The sequence below is a fragment of the Kitasatospora sp. NPDC052896 genome (assembly GCF_044547075.1).
GTDB lineage: Bacteria > Actinomycetota > Actinomycetes > Streptomycetales > Streptomycetaceae > Kitasatospora.
The window spans coordinates 228,399-248,278 of the sequence record NZ_JBITZU010000009.1; the positions used below are offsets into that span (position 1 = coordinate 228,399).

Annotated in this window: 21 protein-coding genes, 1 tRNA gene and 2 pseudogenes; 14 read left to right on the forward strand and 10 right to left on the reverse strand. The window is 69.8% G+C overall.

Translation table 11 applies throughout. The features are described from left to right. Positions 1-54: 54 nt before the first annotated feature. The gene (locus ACIGXM_RS20790) at positions 55-282 is read left to right on the forward strand and encodes a hypothetical protein (RefSeq protein WP_396563122.1); all 228 of its coding nucleotides are present in this window, start codon (positions 55-57) and stop codon (positions 280-282) included. A 200-nt stretch (positions 283-482) separates the two neighbouring features. On the opposite strand, the gene ACIGXM_RS20795 is transcribed toward ACIGXM_RS20790, so the two are convergent. Next, a complete protein-coding gene (locus tag ACIGXM_RS20795) occupies positions 483-947 on the reverse strand; it encodes a MarR family winged helix-turn-helix transcriptional regulator (protein WP_396562945.1) in 465 nt (154 codons plus the stop codon). A gap of 161 nt (positions 948-1,108) precedes the next feature. Here ACIGXM_RS20795 and ACIGXM_RS20800 point away from each other — a divergent pair, with 161 nt between their 5' ends. Further along, positions 1,109-2,077: an alpha/beta hydrolase gene (locus ACIGXM_RS20800; protein ID WP_396562947.1), complete on the forward strand. Its 969-nt coding sequence runs from the start codon at positions 1,109-1,111 to the stop codon at positions 2,075-2,077. Positions 2,078-2,122: 45 nt separating this feature from the next. Then, a complete protein-coding gene (locus ACIGXM_RS20805) occupies positions 2,123-2,638 on the forward strand; it encodes a Dps family protein (RefSeq protein ID WP_396562948.1) in 516 nt (171 codons plus the stop codon). Between the two features lie 173 nt (positions 2,639-2,811). Here the strand turns inward: ACIGXM_RS20805 and ACIGXM_RS20810 are convergent, their stop codons facing one another. Together ACIGXM_RS20810 and ACIGXM_RS20815 are read right to left on the reverse strand one after the other, a co-directional pair. Continuing rightward, positions 2,812-3,006 (reverse strand): hypothetical protein, encoded by a 195-nt coding sequence (locus tag ACIGXM_RS20810; protein WP_396562950.1) that lies wholly within the window; start codon positions 3,004-3,006, stop codon positions 2,812-2,814. A 104-nt stretch (positions 3,007-3,110) separates the two neighbouring features. Continuing rightward, positions 3,111-3,184, reverse strand: a tRNA-Met gene (locus ACIGXM_RS20815). Positions 3,185-3,778: 594 nt separating this feature from the next. On the opposite strand from ACIGXM_RS20815, the gene ACIGXM_RS20820 reads away from it, so the two are divergent. Continuing rightward, a complete protein-coding gene (locus ACIGXM_RS20820) occupies positions 3,779-5,035 on the forward strand; it encodes a PP2C family protein-serine/threonine phosphatase (RefSeq protein WP_396562952.1) in 1,257 nt (418 codons plus the stop codon). Between the two features lie 243 nt (positions 5,036-5,278). Here the strand turns inward: ACIGXM_RS20820 and ACIGXM_RS20825 are convergent, their stop codons facing one another. The 3 genes from ACIGXM_RS20825 to ACIGXM_RS20835 form a co-directional block, all read right to left on the reverse strand. Next, positions 5,279-5,503, reverse strand: a complete 225-nt coding sequence (locus tag ACIGXM_RS20825; protein ID WP_396562953.1) for a hypothetical protein — start codon at positions 5,501-5,503, stop codon at positions 5,279-5,281. 15 nt (positions 5,504-5,518) lie between these two features. Next, positions 5,519-5,887, reverse strand: a complete 369-nt coding sequence (locus tag ACIGXM_RS20830) for a hypothetical protein (protein WP_396562955.1) — start codon at positions 5,885-5,887, stop codon at positions 5,519-5,521. Positions 5,888-6,027: 140 nt separating this feature from the next. Then, entirely contained in the window at positions 6,028-6,630 is a 603-nt protein-coding gene (locus tag ACIGXM_RS20835; protein ID WP_396562957.1) for a TetR/AcrR family transcriptional regulator, read from the reverse strand. 326 nt (positions 6,631-6,956) lie between these two features. Here ACIGXM_RS20835 and ACIGXM_RS20840 point away from each other — a divergent pair, with 326 nt between their 5' ends. Genes ACIGXM_RS20840 through ACIGXM_RS20850 form a run of 3 tightly spaced genes read left to right on the forward strand, consistent with a single transcriptional unit; the run spans position 6,957 to position 9,464 of the window. Continuing rightward, positions 6,957-8,582 carry a CocE/NonD family hydrolase gene (locus ACIGXM_RS20840; RefSeq protein ID WP_396562959.1) on the forward strand — a complete coding sequence of 542 codons (1,626 nt, stop codon included), beginning with the start codon at positions 6,957-6,959 and terminating at the stop codon, positions 8,580-8,582. 13 nt (positions 8,583-8,595) lie between these two features. After that, positions 8,596-9,057: a cupin domain-containing protein gene (locus ACIGXM_RS20845; RefSeq protein WP_396562961.1), complete on the forward strand. Its 462-nt coding sequence runs from the start codon at positions 8,596-8,598 to the stop codon at positions 9,055-9,057. A 17-nt stretch (positions 9,058-9,074) separates the two neighbouring features. Further along, positions 9,075-9,464: an alpha/beta hydrolase fold domain-containing protein gene (locus ACIGXM_RS20850; RefSeq protein ID WP_396562963.1), complete on the forward strand. Its 390-nt coding sequence runs from the start codon at positions 9,075-9,077 to the stop codon at positions 9,462-9,464. Here ACIGXM_RS20850 and ACIGXM_RS20855 read toward each other — a convergent pair. Next, on the reverse strand, positions 9,391-10,122 hold the full coding sequence (locus ACIGXM_RS20855) for an SDR family oxidoreductase (protein ID WP_396562965.1): 732 nt from the start codon (positions 10,120-10,122) through the stop codon (positions 9,391-9,393). The genes ACIGXM_RS20850 and ACIGXM_RS20855 overlap by 74 nt on opposite strands. A gap of 95 nt (positions 10,123-10,217) precedes the next feature. Between ACIGXM_RS20855 and ACIGXM_RS20860 the strand changes: the two genes are divergently transcribed. The 3 genes from ACIGXM_RS20860 to ACIGXM_RS20870 all read left to right on the forward strand — a co-directional run bounded on the left by ACIGXM_RS20860 (position 10,218) and on the right by ACIGXM_RS20870 (position 12,800). After that, positions 10,218-11,090 (forward strand): LysR family transcriptional regulator, encoded by an 873-nt coding sequence (locus ACIGXM_RS20860; RefSeq protein ID WP_396562967.1) that lies wholly within the window; start codon positions 10,218-10,220, stop codon positions 11,088-11,090. A 218-nt stretch (positions 11,091-11,308) separates the two neighbouring features. Next, positions 11,309-11,671: a lanthionine synthetase LanC family protein gene (locus tag ACIGXM_RS20865; RefSeq protein ID WP_396562969.1), complete on the forward strand. Its 363-nt coding sequence runs from the start codon at positions 11,309-11,311 to the stop codon at positions 11,669-11,671. Between the two features lie 397 nt (positions 11,672-12,068). After that, positions 12,069-12,800, forward strand: a complete 732-nt coding sequence (locus ACIGXM_RS20870) for a helix-turn-helix domain-containing protein (protein ID WP_396562971.1) — start codon at positions 12,069-12,071, stop codon at positions 12,798-12,800. Here ACIGXM_RS20870 and ACIGXM_RS20875 read toward each other — a convergent pair. Continuing rightward, positions 12,781-13,712, reverse strand: a pseudogene (locus ACIGXM_RS20875) (IS5 family transposase). The gene ACIGXM_RS20870 and the pseudogene ACIGXM_RS20875 sit on opposite strands and share 20 nt — an antisense overlap. A gap of 326 nt (positions 13,713-14,038) precedes the next feature. Here ACIGXM_RS20875 and ACIGXM_RS20880 point away from each other — a divergent pair. Beyond that, positions 14,039-14,533, forward strand: a complete 495-nt coding sequence (locus ACIGXM_RS20880; RefSeq protein ID WP_396562973.1) for a trehalase-like domain-containing protein — start codon at positions 14,039-14,041, stop codon at positions 14,531-14,533. A 125-nt stretch (positions 14,534-14,658) separates the two neighbouring features. Continuing rightward, entirely contained in the window at positions 14,659-15,861 is a 1,203-nt protein-coding gene (locus ACIGXM_RS20885; protein WP_396562975.1) for a glycoside hydrolase family 15 protein, read from the forward strand. A 727-nt stretch (positions 15,862-16,588) separates the two neighbouring features. Here ACIGXM_RS20885 and ACIGXM_RS20890 read toward each other — a convergent pair. After that, positions 16,589-17,248, reverse strand: coding sequence for a nuclear transport factor 2 family protein (locus ACIGXM_RS20890; RefSeq protein WP_396562977.1), 660 nt, complete (start codon positions 17,246-17,248; stop codon positions 16,589-16,591). Between the two features lie 527 nt (positions 17,249-17,775). Between ACIGXM_RS20890 and ACIGXM_RS20895 the strand changes: the two genes are divergently transcribed. After that, on the forward strand, positions 17,776-18,408 hold the full coding sequence (locus ACIGXM_RS20895) for a TetR/AcrR family transcriptional regulator (protein ID WP_396562979.1): 633 nt from the start codon (positions 17,776-17,778) through the stop codon (positions 18,406-18,408). 236 nt (positions 18,409-18,644) lie between these two features. Here the strand turns inward: ACIGXM_RS20895 and ACIGXM_RS20900 are convergent. Continuing rightward, a pseudogene (locus ACIGXM_RS20900) lies at positions 18,645-18,998 on the reverse strand (ISKra4 family transposase); the annotation flags it as partial. 151 nt (positions 18,999-19,149) lie between these two features. On the opposite strand from ACIGXM_RS20900, the gene ACIGXM_RS20905 reads away from it, so the two are divergent. Next, a complete protein-coding gene (locus ACIGXM_RS20905; RefSeq protein WP_396563110.1) occupies positions 19,150-19,554 on the forward strand; it encodes an integrase core domain-containing protein in 405 nt (134 codons plus the stop codon). Positions 19,555-19,880: the final 326 nt, after the last annotated feature.

Sequence of the window (19,880 nt, forward strand, 5' to 3'; positions counted from 1 at the left end):
CGTCGGATGATCCCGCTGGGGACATCCCCATGGCCATCGACGACGGAGGCGCTGGTGCGCGAACTCTGGGCAGGTACGGACGCGGGCAAGGGCGAGCACCACTGCACAGTGGTCGACGCCAACGGAACGAAGATCCGCGTTGCCGCCCCGGAGACCTGGGGCGAGCCCGACGCGACCACCACCCAGGTCACCGACCGCTACGGCACCGCGTCCGCGACGGCCCGGGACCGCACCGAGCAGATCATCCACGTCGACGGCGGACTGACCCGGACGGGAGCCTGAGCGACCTCGACCCAAGCAGGCACCACCGAAGCCACACCAGCGAACTCCACCGGGCACACCGTGGCCGTAGACCAGCGGGCTCACGTCGCCGCACAGGCACACCATCGGACCGGATGCCGTGCCGACGCCGGTACCCCCGTACTCCTGGGGCTGGCCGGCGCTGGCCCACCAGCGCTGGAGCAAAGCCACCTTGCATGCGGTCAGGAAGCGGTCACGTTGGCGGTCAGCTGACGCAGGAGTCGCATGGCCTGGTCGAAGTCGACGGGGTCGAGGCCCATGGCGTTCCCGATGGCGGCGGGAACCGCCTGTGCCCGCCCCTTGAGAGCGGTTCCGTCGGTCGTCAGGGTCACGCGAACGGTGCGCTCGTCCTCGGGCAGGCGTCGTCGCTCCAGCAGCCCGGATCTCTCCAGCCGCTTGATCAGCGGGGTGAGGGTGCCGTAGTCCAGCCGCAGCGCGGAACCGATGTCTTTGATCGATGCCTCGCCGTGCTCCCAGAGCACGAGCATGACCAAGTACTGCGGATAGGTCAGCCCCAGTTCCTCGAGCAGCGGGCGGTATCGCGTGACCACCGCACGGGAGGCCGCGTACAGCGCGAAGCACAGTTGGTCGTCGAGTGCCAGCGAGTGCCCGCTTCCGGGCCGATCGTGTGTGCCGTTCTCACTCATCGCCGTGCGATCCCTTCGTCGCCACCGCTCCGCCGGCCGGCACGCTCCATGATACCTCGGGCACGATCACCCATTCCTCTACTAACTTGTGCACGAGGTAATCGTGCGCTAGCTTTCTTGCTGTGAGGAGCCCGCCGGGCCCCGCAGCGAAGGAGTCGATCATGACCAGCTACATCCCCGAGCCCCCGGTCCTCGAGACCGCTGCCGCCGAGTTCGCCGCCGCCACCGCCAACCCGCCGTACCTGTTCGACCTCGGACCCACCGAGGGGCGCAAGGCGGTCGACGAGGTGCAGTCCGGGGAGATCGCCAAGCCCGAGGTCGACGAGGAGTGGGTGACCGTCCCCGGCGGTCCGACCGGCCAGGTCCGCGCACGCATCGTCACGCCCGCGGGTGCCCCCGGGGCTCTGCCGGTCGTCCTCTACATCCACGGTGCGGGCTGGGTGTTCGGCAACTCCCACACGCACGACCGGCTCGTGCGTGAACTCGCCGTCGGGACCGGCGCCGCGGTCGTCTTCCCCGAGTACGACCTGTCCCCCGAGGCGCGGTACCCGGTTGCCATCGAGCAGAACTACGCCGTCGCCCGCTGGATCGTCGCCGACGGCGCGAGCAGGGGACTGGACGCCGGCCGGCTCGCCGTGGCGGGCGACTCCGTCGGCGGCAACATGGCCGCCGCGCTCACCCTGATGGCCAAGGAGCGCGGCGATGTGAAGCTCGCGGCGCAGGTGCTGTTCTACCCGGTCACCGACGCGGCGTTCGACACCGACTCCTACCACCAGTTCGCGCAGGGCCACTTCCTGCGCCGCGACGCGATGCAGTGGTTCTGGGACCAGTACACGACCGACCCCGCCCAGCGTGCCGAGATCACCGCCAGCCCTCTGCGCGCCACCACTGAGCAGCTCACCGGCCTTCCCCAGGCCCTCGTGATCACCGGCGAGGCCGACGTACTGCGCGACGAAGGCGAGGCCTACGCCAACAAGCTGCGCACCGCGGGTGTGCCCGTCACCGCCACTCGCTACCAGGGCATCATCCACGACTTCGTCATGCTCAACGCCCTGCGCGGGACCCAGGCGGCCCAGGCGGCCATCAGCCAGGCGATCGCCTACCTCCGCACCGCTCTCGCCGCCGGCTGACACGCCCCTTCATCGCGGTCACAACCAGCCCAAGGGAAAGCAGAGATGACCACGCAAGACCACGGCGCACCGACCCGCTTCACCGCCTCCCCGGAACTCGCCGACAACCTTCAGCGCGTCCTCGTCGACCTGATCGCCCTCCACCTGCAGGCCAAGCAGGCGCACTGGAACGTCGTCGGCCCCGGGTTCCGCAACCTCCATCTCCAGCTCGACGGAGTCGTGGACGTCGCCCGCGAGGGCAGCGACACGATTGCCGAACGCATGCGAGCGCTCGGCGCCACCCCCGACGGCCGCGAGGCCGCGGTCGCCGCGACCACCACTCTCCCTGCGTTCCCGGATGGCGAGCAGGAAACGTCGCACACCGTCGAGCTCGTCACAGCCCGCATCACGGCGGCCGCATTCACCATCCGCGCCGTCCATGACCGGGTCGACGACGAGGACCCCACCAGTGCCGACCTCCTGCACGCGCTGCTGACCGACCTCGAGAAGCAGGCCTGGATGGTCGCCGCTGAGAAGCCCTACGCCAGCAGGGCTTCGATGCTTGGCCCGGTCAGAGGCTGATTGGCGGGTGCAATGGGCTAACGGGTCATCAGGGGCACTCCCCCGGAGACTGCCCCTGATGACCAATCATCCCGGCTCCGAGGCCCCAAGGAGTCGTCGATGCGCCCCGCCCGTGGGGCTCTCCCCCGCCGGGCCACGGTCGGGGCCGTCGAGGGTGCAGCAGAGCAGCGTTATCACGATCCCGCCCCGGTCAGCCCGGCCTGCTGGACCGCCTGGCCGACCGCCTGGATGCCGTGCAGGGTGTCGGTGACGTAGAGGGTGGCGGTGCTGCCCTGGTCGGTGGCGGTCAGGTCCCAGGGGCCGTCGAGGTCCCCGCCCTGGATGCACGAGCCGGACGGCCGAAGCACGGCGCGTCTGGCTGCGGCCAAGGGCGCGATGAACTGGCGGGCCCGACGGCGCTGGCCGGCGAGAAGACGAATCACATGACCCGGAACGCAGTGATGGCCCGGCTTGCGCCGGGCCATCACGTTCGTAGCGGGGACAGGATTTGAACCTGCGACCTCTGGGTTATGAGCCCAGCGAGCTACCGAGCTGCTCCACCCCGCGTCGGTCCCTCTACTCTACGGCACCTGGCGCAGTGCTCCGTACCGCTTTTCTCGGCGGCGTCCGTCGGGCGGCCCGGGACAAGGCGCTGGCCGGGAATCCGATGGTCAGCGCCCTCGACGGTCGTTGGGGGCCCGTCGGTGCCCGAGACGCGCTGCAGCACCAGGCCGAACCTCACGGCGATGCCAGGCCGCCTCGAGGGCAGCCTCTGAGCGAACCGGAAGGGGTTCGGCCTATCTGGTCTGGCTTCCGGTGATCGCGTGACCACCGCAGGGGCGGCTCGTTGACCGGGTGCCTGCTTGTCACGGCAGGACGGCGGTGTGCGGGAACATACGCCCCCCGCGTCTCGCGCACCGCCCGGTTTCCCACTCGCCAGCAGCCCGGAGCGGCCGCCCACGGGTGCGCTCGGACACCCGGGCGCCACAGACCGTAGCCACGCGCGAACACGGATGGTGCGGTTCCGTCCGTGCTTGGCCGGATGCGGGTGCGGTGAGCGGGCCGACGGTATAGGCAGGAGGAACAGGACGGTACTCGGCTCACGGAGGCGGGCGTGGAAGGTGTCATGACCGTAGGCGGGGAGGAAGTCGGCGGCGTGCCGTGAGCAGTCGGCCGATCGACCACGCGGCGCTGTTCGCCGCCACTCCGAGCCCGTACCTGGTACTGGACCCGGACCTGGTGATCGTCGATGTCAACCGCGCCTACCTGGCTGCCACCGGCCGCACCCGTGAGGACCTGCTCGGCCAGTTTCTGTTCGACGCCTTCCCGGACAACCCGGCCGACCCTGACGCGGACGGGGTACGCAACCTGTCCGCGTCCCTGCAGCGGGTGCTGGACACCCGCGCAGCGGACACGATGGCGCTGCAGAAGTACGACATTCCGCTCGCGCACCGTCCAGGGCAGTTCGAGGAACGCTGGTGGTCGCCGATCAACACCCCCGTGCTCGACGACGACGGCCAGGTGGCGTGGATCATCCACCGGGTGGAGGACGTCACCGCGTTCGTCCACGCCCGCCGCACCCGCGACCAGCACCCTCTGGCTCCCGAACAGTCGATGACGGCGCGGGAGGAGGAGATGGAGGCCGAGCTGTACGCGCGTGCCAAGGAACTCGCGCGTCTGAACGAGGAGCTGCGGCAGGCGCACGCCCGTGAACGGCAGGTCGCCGTGACCCTGCAGGAGGCGATGCTCCGCTCGCCCGACCTGGCCCGCCACCCGGACGTGGCGGTGCGCTATCTGCCCGCCGTGGGCTCACTGAACGTGTGCGGCGACTGGTACGACGCCGTCGACCTGCCCGACGGGCGGTTCACCGTCGCGGTCGGGGATGTGGTCGGCCACGGCCTGGAGGCCGCCACCGTCATGGGCATGCTTCGCAGCGCGCTGTCCGCCGCCAGCCGCGCGGTCGCCGGCCCCGCCCAGGCGCTTGAGGTTCTCGGCCTGTACGCCCGTTCGGTGGAGGGGGCGCTGGCTGCCACCGCCGTCGCCGCCCTGATCGATCCCAGGAGCCGCCTGATCGTGTACTCCAGCGCCGGTCATCCGCCGCCGGTGCTGCTGCACGCCGACGGCTCAAGCGATCTGCTGGACGCGGCGACCGACCCGCCGCTGGGGGCCCGCCCCGAGCACGTCCCCCGCCCCCAGGCCGGCACCGCCTACCGCACCGGTGACACCCTGATCCTCTACACCGACGGGCTCATCGAACGCCGCGACACCGACATCGACACCGGTCTGCAACAGCTACGGGCCGCGCTGGCGGACCTGGCCCGACTGGGCCCGGCCCACCTGGCGGACACGACCCTCGCCCGACTCGGCGTGGCCCACGGAGGCCGCGACGACATCGCCCTGATCGTCGTGCGGCTGTGAAGACCGCCGGTGGCCGTCCACGCTGTGCCTGCTGATCACGGTCGTGCCAGGAGACCGGTGTGTACAGGTCGCGTGAGTGGATCTTCGAGCGGATCCGGCGAGACCGGCGGGTGGACCCGACGGTCTCGGGGGCGGGCGCTGGCGAAGCGGTACCGGGTGTCGCGGAACACTGTTCGGCGGGCGCTCGCTTCAGGGTCACCGAAGCCGAGCGCGGCAACCGGTGAACGGGCCGGGCCTGGGCGGTCAGTCCCGGCTGGAGAGCGGGGTCCGCAGTTCCACACGGAGTCGGATCGAGGTGTCGATGGGCAGCCCCCTGCCGGCGCGGCGAAGGTCGTTCGAGTAGTTCGCGATGAGGTCGAGATCCCGCAGCTGGCGCTGGAGCTCGGCGGCGAGCGACTCGTCGGTGTCCGGGATGTCGCCCTCCTCCTGCTCGGCGAGGTACTCATCGTGCTGGTCAGTGGCATCCACCGCCCTGCGGCTGACTCAGACCGCGAAATCGGTGCAGCCGAACAAGTACGCGTGCGCGGCATGCAGCGTCGCTGCCGCAGCAGGTTCGCCCGCGTCCTCCGGCCCGTCCTGGCCGTCGTTGTGGCAGAAGTCACTGAGCATGAACTCGGCCACACCGCGCTTCACGGCCGCAAAGGCGGTCGAGTCGCCGAGGACGCCCTCCCACACGGAGTTCAGCAGGGGCCGCAGGCTCATGGTGAACGGTGCCTGGTCGTCCTCGGGCAGAGCCTCATGCCAGCTCAAGAGCCGCTCCGCGATGCCCGCGGCGAACACGCCGCGCTCGCCTGACGATATTTCAGTCAGGCGCTCCTCCACCGACGCAGACAGCTCCTGCCACGTGTTCATCCGAGCACCCCTGGGTCGCGGGACCAGCACGTCCGCGCTGGTGACGGCGATCATCGCACCCGTCGGTGACAGCACCTCACAAGACCTGGATCGGAACGGGAAACCGGCGCCGCGGTCAAGCTCTTTGCCAGCGTGACGATTCAACTCCCGAGGCGCTGCGCCGTCGGTGCCATGCCGGCGAGGTGGATGTCCACGAGGCGTCGCGCGGTCCGGTTCCAGTCGGTGACGTGCGGGAGTGGCTGAGCCAGTAGCGCGCCGAAGACCACGAGGTCGGCCGTGCGAACGTCGGGCCGGATCGTGCCGTCCCGCCGGCCGCGAAACAGCAGCGAACCGAGCGTGCGGTGCACTTCGGCCTGGAGGGCGAGAGTGTCCTGGTCGATGAGCAGCGGACCACCGTGCAGGGGCAGCACGAGCTCGGGCCCGTGCTCGATGGTCCGGTCGAGGAAGTCGCGCACGGCTTCGATTCCGGCCTGGTCGGTCTCGGCGGCCTGGCTCGCCGCGTTCAGGACGAGTTGGAAGGAGCGGTGCGTCAGGGCTCCGAGCAGGGCTTCGCGTGAGGGGAAGTGACGGTAGACGGTGCCCACGCCGACCCCGGCGTCCGCAGCCACGATGGCCATCGGCACCGCGGCGCCCTCCCGCCTGACCGCGGCGGCGGCCGCCGCCAGTACCCGGTCCCTGTTGTCCGCCGCGTCACGCCGCAACTCCCGCCGTGGGACGCCTTCGTTCGACTGTGGCTTCGTCACGACGTCGATGATGGCACCACCGCGGCCCTCGTTCCGCACGCCCGTGACATCGTTGACACACCGTCAAGTGGACGATAGCGTCCGGTTGGTGAGTGCGGCCGGGACGGATGCTTCCCTCGTGCCGAAGAGGGCGATGTCATGAGCAGCAACGGAGTTGGGCTCGCCGGAGTCCACAGCAGCACTGTCAACAGCATCGCTCTCGGCTCGCCGAGCCGGTGCCCTCTCCCCTCATTTGACGGTGCGGCGTTCGTCACCGCCGAGGGCGTCGACGTCGATGGCGGCAGTTCCCCGCGCTGACCCCACGCCACCGGAAGGAACCGGACGACATGGTCGATGTAGACGTAGCACCGTTCGAAGTCGAGGTGCGCGGCCGCACCGGAAACCTGCTGCGAGCCGATGTGTACCTTCCCTCGTCCGGCGAGGGACCCTACCCGATCGTCCTGGGTGCTTCCCCCTATCAGAAGGCGCTGCGGCACCTCCCGCCCAGCCCCGTCTTCCCGTTCATCGAGTACGGCCCGATCCAGCTGTACCTCGACCACGGCTACGCCTACGTCGCGATGGACCTTCCCGGCACGGGCCGCTCCGAGGGGACCTGGGACCCGGTCTCGCGCACCGAGGGCGAGGCCATCCACGACGTGATCGAGCACGTCGCCGTCCAGCCGTGGTCCACCGGCGCGGTCGGGATGATCGGCATGTCGCACTACTGCTGGAGCCAGTGGAACGCCGCGCGGACCCGTCCACCGCATCTGCGGACGATCGTGGCCTACGACGGCGCGACGGACATGTACCGCGACTGGATGTACCACGGCGGGATCCCGACCCAGGGGTTCCTCAACACCTGGCTGTTCGGATCAGTGCTCTACCAGCACGAGTTGCAGGGCATCGACTTCCACGTCGGCGACAAGCACGAGTACATCTACGACGTACTCTCCCATCCGCTCGACGACGAGTGGCAGCGCCGCAGGTCGCCGTTCTGGGAACTGCCGTCCGTCGACATCCCGGTGTTCTCCATCGGCGTGTGGGGCAAAGCCGCGTTGCACCTGCGGGGCAACTTCTGCGGCTTCGAGCGCGTCCAGGGGCCCAAGAAGCTCCTGGTCACCCACCCGTCCAGCTTCGCCGAAGCCCAGCTGTACTACTTCGACGAACAGTTCCACCGCGACGAACTGCTCCCCTGGTACGACCACCACCTCAAGGGCATCGAGAACGGGGTGATGAAGCAGCCCGCAGCGCGCTTCTACGTCAACGGGGAGGGCGCGTACCGGTCGGCCGAATCCTGGCCGCCGCCGGACGTGCGGCCCACGGCCTTCCACCTCACCGGCGAGCACAGCGGCGCCGTCACCTCGCTCAACGACGGCTCGCTCACCGAGACCGCACCGGACCGCGAGCAGGACTCCACGTCCTGGTCCTACCCGGATCCGCGGTGGATGGCGGGGGTCACCGTCTTCGACAAGCACGGCGTGCCCGACCACGTCGCCCGCGTCAACACCTTCACCTCCCCGCCGATGGACCGGGACCGCGAGTTCACCGGCCACGGCGTGCTGACCCTGTACGCCTCCAGCGACCAGACCGACCTCGACCTCTTCGTCAAGGTCTCGCTGGTGTCCGCGGACCCCGAGGCCGGGCTGCCGATCAAGGTCACCCAAGGCTGGCTGCGCGCCTCGCACCGCGCCGAGGACCCGGAACTGACCTCCGACATGCGCCCGTTCCACCAGCACGCGAAGGTCGAGCCACTGGTGCCCGGCGATGTCTACGAACTGCGCGTGGAACTCCTGCCGATGTCCTTCCTGGCGCGCCGGGGCGACCGGATCCGGCTGGAACTCACCAACCGGGACTCACTGATCACCGACGCGCCGATGACCCACTTCTACGGAACCAAGGTCGGCACCGACACCTACCACCACGACCGTTCCCACCCCTCGACGCTGCGCCTGCACGAACGACCCCGCACCTGAACGGAGTTCCCCGATGAGCATGGCCTATCTCGCGCAACCCGAACAGCAGCAGCAACTCGAGTGGCTCGACGGCGGCACGCTGGCGATGCTGCTCGACGGCAAGGCCACCGACGGCCAGCTGATGATGGGGCGCTTCGACGTCTCCGAGGGCGAGGCGCCGCCCTACCATCTGCACACCCGCGAGGACGAGGTCTTCCTGCTGATCAAGGGCACCGCCCTGGTGTGGTGCGACGACCAGGAGTACGAACTCGCCGAAGGCGGCATCGTGTACCTTCCCAAGCAGGTCCCGCACGGCTACCGCATCACCTCCAAGAAGGCCGACCTGCTGATGATCAACACACCGGCCGGCATCGAGGGAATGTTCCGCGAGACCGGACGCGACAAGTCCACGCCACGCCCGCCCGGCTTCCAAGTGACGCCCGACCCCGCCATCGCCGACAAGTACGGCAACATCATCCTGGGCCCGCCGCGCTGACGGTCCGCTCCCCCACCATGTCCGGCGCCAGCACGACCGGCAGAGCCGCCCTCGACCCGGCCCTCACCGCTGAGGCCCTGCGCACGAGGGCCCGTGACCACCTCAGGGAACGCGACAGGGCCACGCCGCCGGCCGGCCCGGTCTCCGCCGACCTCACCGGCCTGCCGCCGCTGTTCGTGCAGGTCTGCTCACACGAGATCCTGCTCGGCGACGCCGTCCGCCTCCCCTCCCGCGCCGCCGATCACGATGTCCCCGTGGAGCTTCAGGTCTGGCCTGTGGAGGAACAGCCGCTGCCGAGCCGCCCCACCCGGCGGGTGCTGACCACCGTGCACATCACCAGGGCACTACGCCGGCATCCTCGAAGAACTGGCCGGTCGGGCCGTCGTCGGGCAGGGTCGCGAGTTTGATGGCGATCGCCGCGCCCTGTTCGGGGGTGCGCACCCCGCGGAAGCCGTTGAGGTCGGTCGCGACGTAGCCGGGGCAGGCGGCGTTGATCAGGATGTTGGTGCCGCGAAGCTCCCGGACGTACTGGAGCGTGACGGCGTTCAGGAAGGTCTTCGACGGCGCGTACGCCACGGCCACCGGACCAGCGGTCTGCTCGGCGGCGGCTCCCGACTGCCGGGTGAGGGAGCCGACGCTGCTGGACATGTTGACGATCCGCGGCGAGGCGGAGCGGCGCAGCAGCGGAAGCATCGCGTTGGTGACGCGAATGATGCCGATCACGTTGGTCTCCACGACCGTTCGGATGGTGGCGGGATCGACCCGGGTGGGCTCCTGCGGCATGCCGCCGGTGATGCCGGCGTTGTTGACGAGCACGTCGAGGCGCCCGGCCTGGCCCTCGATCAGCTGTGCGGCGGCGGCCGCGCTCGCGTCGTCGGTCACGTCCAGCGGTACGCCGAACGCGTCGACGCCGGCCTCGCACAGCTTCTCGACCGCGGCCTGGCGGCGCTGGTCGTCGCGGGCGCCGACACCGACGCGCCAGCCGAGGGCGCCCAGGCCCGCCGCGATCTCGTAGCCGATGCCCTTGTTCGCGCCGGTGACCAGCGCAATAGTTCGTTCGCTCATGGAGACGATGCTGCCTCTGACTCCGGTAGCAGGTCCAAGACCGATCGGGTGGGCAACGATACCGTCCGGGTATTGATCCGGAGTACCGTGCCGGTATGGAGACCCGGGAACTGCGATATTTCGTCGCCGTCGCTGAAGAGCTGCACTTCGGGCGGGCCGCGCAGCGGCTCGGGATTGCACAGCCGCCGCTCTCCCGGGCGATCCGGCAACTCGAACGCCGGCTCGGGGCAACGCTGTTGGACCGGACCAGCCGCACCGTCACGCTGACCGAAGCCGGCTCGGTGTTGCTGGCCGAGGGCCGCGCTGCCCTCGACGCGGTCGAGGCCGCCGAGCGCCGCACCCGCCGCGCCGCCCTGTCCGCGACCGGCGGTCCCGGCCTGGTCCTGGTCACGAAGGCGAACGCGTCCAGCGAACTGCTGGCGGAACTGCTCTCCGCGTACGCCGCCGAACCCGGCGCGGTCCCCGTCGACGTCATCCTGTGCGGCCCGGCCGAGCAGGAACACCTCCTGCGTGAGGGCCGGGCCGACGTGGCGCTGCTGCACCGGCCGTTCGACTCGACGGCCGGGTTCCACACCGAAGAACTCAGCACGGAGGGCCAGGTCGTGGTCCTGCCGACCGGGCACCCGCTCGCCGTCCGGGCCCATGTGCACATGGCCGACATCACCGGGCTGCCGGGCCTGCCCCTGCCACGCTGGCCCGACCCCGACGGCAGCTACCCGCCCGGCCCCGGCCCGCAGGTCCGCGACCACGCGCAGCTGTTGCAGCTCGTCGCGCTCGGCCGTGCCTGCGCGGTCTCACCGGAGTCGTGCCGGGCCCAACTCCACGGCAACCTCGCCGCCGTGCCCGTACTGGACGCGCCGACAGTCACCACCGTGATCGCCTGGCCACCGCACAGCCGGTCCAGGGCCGTCGCCGACCTTGTCCGGACCGCGACACGTCTCCGGCGCGTTGACCACGAGCGTTGCTGAGGTTGTTCGGACGACGGGCTCCAGGAGCATCCCAGGCGACGGCGTCGAGGACCTCCTACGGCCACACCAGAAGATGGTGAGGCACCGTCCTTGACGGCGGACTCGCGGTCGCGGCCAGCGGCACCGAGCTGCCCAGGGCTACCGGACGGGCGGATGCGCAGCGCCGCCCTGGGGCGGTGTCGCCGCCGTGTCCAGCCCGGCCCGCTGCGCCCGTCCTGGTGCTACGGCACCCCGGGCAGGCCCACGCTCAGCAGCTCGCGGGCCAGGCCAGCGGCGACACCTCCCGCCAACAGCTCGCCGAAACAGCGCTGCTCGGCTGCCTGGGCGACCCGGACCAGCTCGCCCGGCTCACCGACGGCGGCCTGTGCCACGGCTGGGCCGGACTCCTGCACACAGCCCGGCGCATCGCCGACGACGCGAGCAGCCCCGGACCCGCCGAGCGACTGGCCGCACTACTGCCACACCTGACCGACCCCTACCAGGTCCTCGACCGCGGTCTCCTCGACGGCACAGCCGGTCTCGCGCTGGCCCTACCGCGGACTCATGCAACAGGCAGACGCTGCTGCTTCACCCACGCTTGAACTTCCGACACCTTGAACTGCAACTTCGCGTTCCGCCCGCTCCCGAACCTGTATGGCACAAGCCCCACCCTAGGCGCCTCGCGGTACACCCAAGCTACGGACATGTTCAGACACGACGCCGTCTGCCTGACGCTCATGAACTGCTCGAGCACGGGCTCCTCCTGTGTGGCGGCCAGATCTAGACGGAGCCCAAATCTCACCGGATCTCAACGGCTTGGTCGGACCGTCACCGTGTGATGAAGGGCATGGCGAAGCTCGTCGTCGCCTGCGTGGCTCACTTGACCCCCAGCAGCGTCACCACCGACTACTGAACAGAGCCGGTCACCGTACAGACCCAAATCGGGACAGTTCACCCTGACGCGCCGACGTCAGTAACGTGACAGCGCCACCTTCACCCTTGATCTCGGACATCTGCTCACACGAGCCGACTGCCGGGGCGATCCTTATCTGCATCAGCATTCTGGGAGGGGACTGGTGCGTGATGGGGAGTGCCGCATCTACAGGCGGCGGTGAGGGCCGGGACGGGGCGTGGCTGCGGCGGTTGAGGATCAGCGCGGGGCTGACTCACGCGCAGCTTGCCGCGCGGGCCCGGGTGGGTGAGCGTACTGTGCGTGACCTGGAGCGGGGGGCGCGGCCTCGGGCCGTTACGCTGCACCGTCTCGCCGCTGCGCTCGAGGTGGACGCCGTGCAGCTCGACGCGCTCGTCCACGCCGCTGAGTGGGAAGATCGTCCGGGAGGCGGCCAGAACGGTGACAGGAAGACGGGTGCTGGCGCCACAAACGACAATGCCGGCGCGGAACTTCGTGTGGATGTGCTCGGGCCCCTTCAGGCGCGGCGCGGACGAAATTTTGTCGTCATTCCGTCGGGGCTGCAGCACACGCTGTTGGGCCTGCTCGCCTCTCAGCCGGATCGGGTGGTCGGCGTCGAGGAGATCATTGACGTGCTGTGGGGTAGCGAGCCTCCGCGCACCTGTCGCGAACTCGTGCGCTCGCATGTCAGCAGCCTGGGCCGGCTGCTCGCGATGCCTGGTGCGCCCGCGCCGGCCGCGCCGCTGCGGCGGGAGCGGCACGGGTACCGGCTGCGGCTCGGGCTAGGTCATGTCTCTCCGATCATGAGCGGAGCCAGATGATGACGGCCGCGAAGGTCACGGTGCCCAGGAACACGTGTCCTCGCTTGTCATAGCGGGTCGCCACGGCTCGGAAGCCCTTGAGCTTGTTGATTGCCCGCTCGACGACGTTGCGCTTCTTGTATCGCTCCTTGTCGAAGCCGGGAGGCCGGCCGCCGTACGAGCCGCGCTTGACGCGGTTGGCCGCCTGGTCGGCCTTCTCGGGAATGACGTGTCGGATGCCTCGTTTACGCAGGTAGGCCCGCGTGCGGCGGTTGCTGTAGGCCTTATCGGCGCTGACGCTGTCCGGGCGGGTACGGGGCCTGCCGGCGCCGATGCGCGGAACGCGGATCTTCTCCATGACCGGCTCGAACTGGGTGCAGTCCGCCCGCTGTCCGGGCGTGACCACCAGGGACAGCGGGCGGCACCGACCGTCGGCGCTCAGGTGGACCTTGGTGGTGAACCCGCCTCGCGAGCGGCCCAAGCCCTCATGTGCAGCACCACCTCCTCCAAGTGGCCGAGCAGGCTCGTCCACACCGGATCGATCTGATGTTCCGTCGCCGGCGCCCCTTTTGAGATGACCGGCGGCGGAGCCTTGCGGGCGCCGGCGGCGTGCTGATGGGCGCGCATCACCGTGGAGTCGACCGAGACGTCCCAGTCGATGGATCCCTCGGCGTCCGCGACGGCCTGGACCTGCCGCAGGAGTCGCTCCCAGGTGCCGTCCGCCGACCATTGCAGATGCCTCTTGTGCACGGTCTTCCACGGCCCGAACCTCTCGGGCAGGTCGCGCCACTGCACCCCGGTCCGCACCCGGTGCAGAACCCCGTTGATCACCTGCCGATGATCTCGCCACCTGCCACAACGCCCGTTGCTCATCGACAGAAGCGGCTCCAAGCGAGCCCACTCCTCGTCCGTCAGATCACCACGACCAGCCATACCAATCTAACGAGTCAGATGATCGGAGAGACATGGCCTAGTTCCCCCTCATACGGGGCTGACCACGCGGTGACGACGTACGCTCACGGCGACCAGACGCCGAGCACGGGCCGCGACACCAGGTCCTGCCACCCGGTCGGGGCAACCGCCGGCGGCCGGCACGTGCGATCCACCGATCGTGCTGATTGGCTGGGGATGCATTCGCTGCGCAGGGAGGCTGGGATCGATGACACTCGTCGGGCACCTGGAGAGAGCCGCGGCGCAGGCGACTGCTCACGTCGTCCCAGCCGGGCCACGTCCGGCCCAGGGTGAACGGGCTGCGACGCATGAGTGCGCGACCGATCGGTGACCACGCCCTGCTGTCCGACTGCCGCTCGGCCGCGCTGGTCACCTCCGACGGTTCGGTGGACTGGCTGTGCCTGCCCCGGTTCGACAGCCCGGCGATCTTCGCCCGACTCCTCGACGAGAATGCCGGCCACTGGTCCATCCGCCCCACCGGCCAGGCCGACATCAGCCGCCGCTACGTCGAAGACACCCTCGTTCTGGAGACGACCTTCCGCACGACCACGGGTACGGCGGTCCTGCACGACGCCCTCGCCCTGGGGCGGCGCGAACGCGGGCACGCGCTCGGCACCACGTCCCCCGGAACACTCCTGCGGCAGATCACCTGCACCGAAGGGCACGTGGACATCGAGATCGCCTACGCGCCGCGCCCGGAGTTCGGACTCGTACACCCGGTCCTGTCAGCCGTGCGAGGCGGGCTCGCGGCGTACGGGGGCGCCCACGTCCTGCTGCCGTCGAGCCCCGTCGACCTGGGGTGAGCGGCTCCACAGCGCACGGCCACATCCCGGTCTCGGCGGGACACCGCCTCGGATTCGCCCTGCATGTCGGGCCGGCGTGGGAAAGGGAGCCGGTGGGCTGGCGGGCGGGGCGGATCCGGCGCCGCATGTCCGACACCATCGAAGGCTGGCGCTCCTGGTCGAAGCTCCACCGCGGCTACGTCGGCCCCTGGCAGGACCAGGTGGGCCACAGCGGACGCGTGCTGCGAGCCCTGACCTTCGCTCCCACCGGGGCCATCGTCGCCGCGCCCACCACCTCCCTGCCCGAGAAAGCGGGCGGGACGCGCAACTGGGACTACCGCTACACCTGGGTCCGCGACGCGAGCTTCACCCTTCAGGCGCTTGCCACGGCCGCCTGCGAGAAGGAGAAGGACCGCTTCTTCGGCTTCCTCACCCGGGCCGCGGCCACCCAACTCGACCGCGGCGTCGACCTGCAGATCATGTACGGCATCGGCGGCGAACGCGACCTGAGCGAGCGGCTGCTGCCCCACCTGACCGGCTGGCGCAACAGCAGCCCCGTCCGGATCGGCAACGACGCCTGGCGCCAACGCCAACTCGACGTCTACGGCGAACTCCTCGACGCCGCCCACCAGACCCTCCCGCCCGGCGATCCCCTCGACCCGGCCACCCGCACCTTCCTGCTCCAGGCGGCCGAAACAGCTGCCCAACGGTGGCCCCAACCGGACCAGGGCATCTGGGAAAGACGCGGACCCAGCAGACACTTCCTCCACTCGAAACTGATGTGCTGGGTCGCCCTGGACCGCGCCATCGCCATGGCCCCCGCCCTCCAGGCCGACGAACACCTGCCCCACTGGCAGCACGAGCGCGACCAGGTCCGCCAAGCCATCGAACAACGCGGCTGGAATGCCGACCTGGGCGCCTTCACCCAGGCACTCGACGGTGACGACCTCGACGCCTCCGCGCTGATGCTGCCCATCGTCGGCTTCCTGCCACCGCACGACCCCCGCGTCCAGTCCACCGTGCTGGCCATCGCCACTCACCTCACCGACCACAACGGCCTGGTCCGCCGCTACCTCACCGACGAGCTGCCGGAAGAAGAAGGCACCTTCCTGCTGTGCACCTTCTGGCTCGCCCAAGCCCTCGCCCTCACCGGCCACACCACCCGTGCACGACACGCCTTCCAAGCCGCCCTCGCACACGCCAACGACCTCGGCCTGCTCGCCGAGGAAGCCGACACCACCACGGCAGAGGCCCTCGGCAACTTCCCCCAAGCCTTCAGCCACATCGGACTCATCAACGCCGCTCGCGCCATCCGCGATGCCGAGCGGCACACAACGCACGCCCGGTAGGCGAACACAGGGGGCGGCATGAACCCCCACCGAAGACCCGCTGCTGCGCGAGCGGCGCGGCCCTGTCGCCCACGCGGTCGGCTGCCCCAGGTCCAGCACGCCATCCTCGCCCCGGCGAGAACACCGCACCGCGCCGCCAGCTGCCCCTCGTCGAGGTCCGCACCGGAACCCACCGGGCCACCGCCCACAGCCACCACGATCAACCAACTGTCCCGCGGCCCGAGGAGAAGCACACATGCGGGTAGGCATCATCGCCGGCTCTGGCAGTCACCGCTGGCCGTTCCGCGAGGACGCGACACCCAGGAGCATCGACACCCAACCACTGACGCCGGAGGCCGAACCGTGAACGACTTGTCTCCCCTGACTCGCCTGGAGCGGGACGTTGTCGACGACTCGGTCTCCTTGGCGTCGCTCCTGCGCCAGGTCATGGCCATCGGCGGTCGCGCCTCCTCTGCGGAGGAGGCGCCGCTACCGTTCTCCGTGGCGGAGATACAGGCGACGCTCGACAATCGCGGAACCGCGCGCCGCGATGCCCGAAGGCGAGGACGAACCCACCGCTGAGCAAGTTAGCCAGGTACAGCGACGAGACCGACTCGGCAGAACCCTCCACGAGTACCAACACGCTGCTTGACCTGGGCGGATGATTAATCGCCACCACAGTGTCGGCAGCCGGCCTGGCGGGTGATGCACGGCTGGTAGTGCCGAGCATCACCCGTCGGGGTTTGGCTCAGCCCTTGGCGACCGCCCCGGCCCAGTCGAGGCTCACGCCCATCTGGGCGTACATGTCCGTGTACCCGACGTAGCAGTCGAACTTCTTGATCTTGCCGTCCTGCAGGTACCAGAAGTCGGCGGTCGGCGCGTCGATCTTCGCGCCGTTCGGCTTGAGGGTGCCCGCCGGCGTCTGCGCCGGCCCCTCGAACGTGCCCTGGATCGACAGTTCGAGGCTGACCACGTCGCCGTTCACGGTGATGCTCTTCAGGTCGCGGTGGACGTCGGGGAAGATGGCGGCCATGCGGGTCAGGACGTCACCGAGCGCCTTGCCCTGGTAGGTCTGGCCGGCGACCTCGTCGTTGAAGACGCCGTCGGTGGTGAAGCTGTTGATGAACGCGTCGACGTCCAGGCTCTTGCCCTCCGCGTCGTGGTACGCGCCCAGCACGACCGCGAGGTTCGCTATCTCGCGCCGGGTCAGGTGGCGGTTCGTGAGTGGCAGCGCCGACAGCTCGCGGGGGCTCAGGGCCGCCTGGGCCTCCGATCCGTTGACGGTTTGGACCTGCGCGCTGCCGGCGACGGGGCTTGCGGCCTGCGTCGGCGCAGCGGCGATGGCGAGGCTGCCCAGGCTCGCCATCGCGGTCGTGGCGATGATCGTCTTCCATCCGAGCGACTTCATGTCTGTCCCCTCCAGGTTGGTTCTCGGGATCTGAGAACCGCCGAAACGGTGTCGCCCCGCGTGGGGCGCTCTACAAATCAAACGATCGATTGAACGGTATGGGCAGCCATAAGAGATGTCAAGCGAATGATTGATTTATGTTCCTTGCGGGCGCCGCGCTCCAGGGCGGGCTGGGCGGGCCGACTGCTGAGCGATCGGGAGGCGGCCGGCCGGCATCAGTACGGTGTCCGCCCTGCCCGTGGTGGCCCACCGAGTGGCGCGGTCGGAGGCCGGACGACGATGGCTCGGTGGATCTCTGCGGAGTTCTCAGGAGCCCCCGCGAAGCGCCACCGGGCGCCACCGCTTCCAGTGGCCCGGGGGGTGACGTGCGCGCAGATCCGGGCCGAGGACTGACGTAGACGGTGCCCACAAGCGCGAGACGGAACTGCTTGACGACAGCCTCGGCGCACGTCGCGATGGGCGGTGGGCCGCCTGCCATGCGGTCCGCCGCTTGACAGAAAATTCAAGCAGCTGTTTGAATTCCTCCCATGGTGACAGAACGGACAGATCAACGCCGCGAGGCCGGCCAGCGGACGCGGGACCGCCTGCTGTCCGCCGCGGTGGAGCTGCTCTCCCAACGTGGCCAGGAGGGCGTGACCCTCCGTGAGATCACCGACCACGCCGGAGCCAACGTCTCCGCGGTGAGCTACCACTTCGGATCCCTGAAGGCCCTGTGCGATTCGGCGATAGAACATGCGCTGGAGCGGTACCTGGACGCGCAGATCGATGCGGTCACCTCGCTTGACGCCACGTCGAGCATCGAGGAGCTGGCCGCGGCGTTCGCCGGGCCGATGATGCACGCACTGGCGGCCGGCGGACGGGATCTCGCGGTCATGCGGACGGTCGCGCGAGTCGGGATCGACCCCCCTGAGGGCTGGGACCGGCTGACTGCGAAGTTCCAGCAGTCCCGGCGAGACGTCGCCCGGCAGCTCTCGGCGAACCTTCCAGGAGTCGGCGAACAGGAACTGGACTTCCGCATCCGGTGCGCGGCCGGTCTGCTCAACTGGCTCGCACTGGCGCCCGTCGGCGCTGAACTGGCCGCCGAGCCCCCTGAGCGGATCGAGCAGTGGCTGGTCACCGTGTTGGCCGGGGCATTCCGCGGCTCCCCGAACGTCGGCTGACCTGGACTGATACCGCCATCCCCGAACGCTTGGCAGAGTCGGCCTTGACCGAAGGGTCTTCTCGTCGCACCGTGCCGGTCGGCGGGAAACCCAGCGGCGTCCGCCTGAGCCCGGACGGCAGGTCCCGCTACCTCCGGCCGCCGACGCAGGAAGGCCCTCCGGCCGGTACTGGGAATCGGCATCGGGCTCCTCGTTGCGGGCTGACCGGACCAATCCGCCGGGCCGCCCTGGGAGAGCCGTCGTAGGGCGGGCCGTACATGGCGGTCGTGCCCTTGGGCGGTCATCTCTATGGCGGTGCGGGCGGCGTGGCCTGCGAGGATCGCGGTCAGGTGGTCGGCGGCCCAGGCTTCGGCCTCGGGGTGCCGGGTTCGTGGAAGGCGTGGGTGGCGGCCCGGACGTACTCGGAGGACGTGCACGAAGTCCAGCAGGATGTGCGCCGTGACGCCGCGTCGGGCCGTCTCGTCGGTGATCAGGTCGAGCTGGTGGCAGGCGCCGTCGACGAGGACGACCCAGGGCCACAGGTGCTTCGGGTCACGGGCCTCGGCCCGGTCGAAGACGTCGGCGATGACCTGTCGGATGGGCGCTGCAACAGGCCCGAACCTTACCGCCGAGTTCGACACGCGCACGGACTCCCCGCGCCTCCTGCCGCGTGACCGCGACGGCAAGTGCGGCCAATCCTTCGACGCCGTCTTCGAGGCCGAGGAGATGAACATCCTCAAGAGCGCGCCGCGGGCCCCTCGGATGAACGCCCACTGCGAGCGGGGCACCGGCAGCATCCGACGCGAGGCCCTCGACCACGTACTCATCGTGAACGAGACCCACACCCGGCACGTCCTGGCCGCCTACCAACAGCACTACAACGAACACCGACCACGCCGTGCCCGCAACCAACTACCGCCCACAGCCGACCAGCTGCCCATCACCGTGCACGAGATCGAAGGCCGCAGCCCCCTGCGCACCCGCATCCTCAGAGTTGCAGCCCGGTGGGTCCGCGCGGTCGGCTGCGAATGGGTGATCTTGTCCGCCTCGTCGAACGGGAGGACAGGGTGGGACTACAGCACACGGCGCACCCAAACCGGGCGGTCACCGACCAGAGCGGCGCTCAAGAACCTCGCGCTACGCCTGGCTCGGGACAACGCCGGGTGAGGCCACAAGCGGATCCGGGACGAACTCGCCCGCCCAGGGCACCCGATCGCCGCATCCACGGTGGGGGCGATCCTCCACGCGGCAGGCATCGACCCAGCTCCACACCGCACCGGCCCGACCCGGCACGAGTTCCTCGTCGGCGGTCACAGGGCACAGCGTGATCCCATCTGACATGGAAAGGCTCCTGGTCTTCTCGACCGTCCGACTCGAGCAGCACGGGCGGTGCGGGCAAAGGCTCCTGAACCTCCCACACATCGAGCCGCGCCCCGGCGGCGGGCCGCCCCGAACCCGATCCCGGCAGCGATGAGCAGGTCGAACCACCGGCC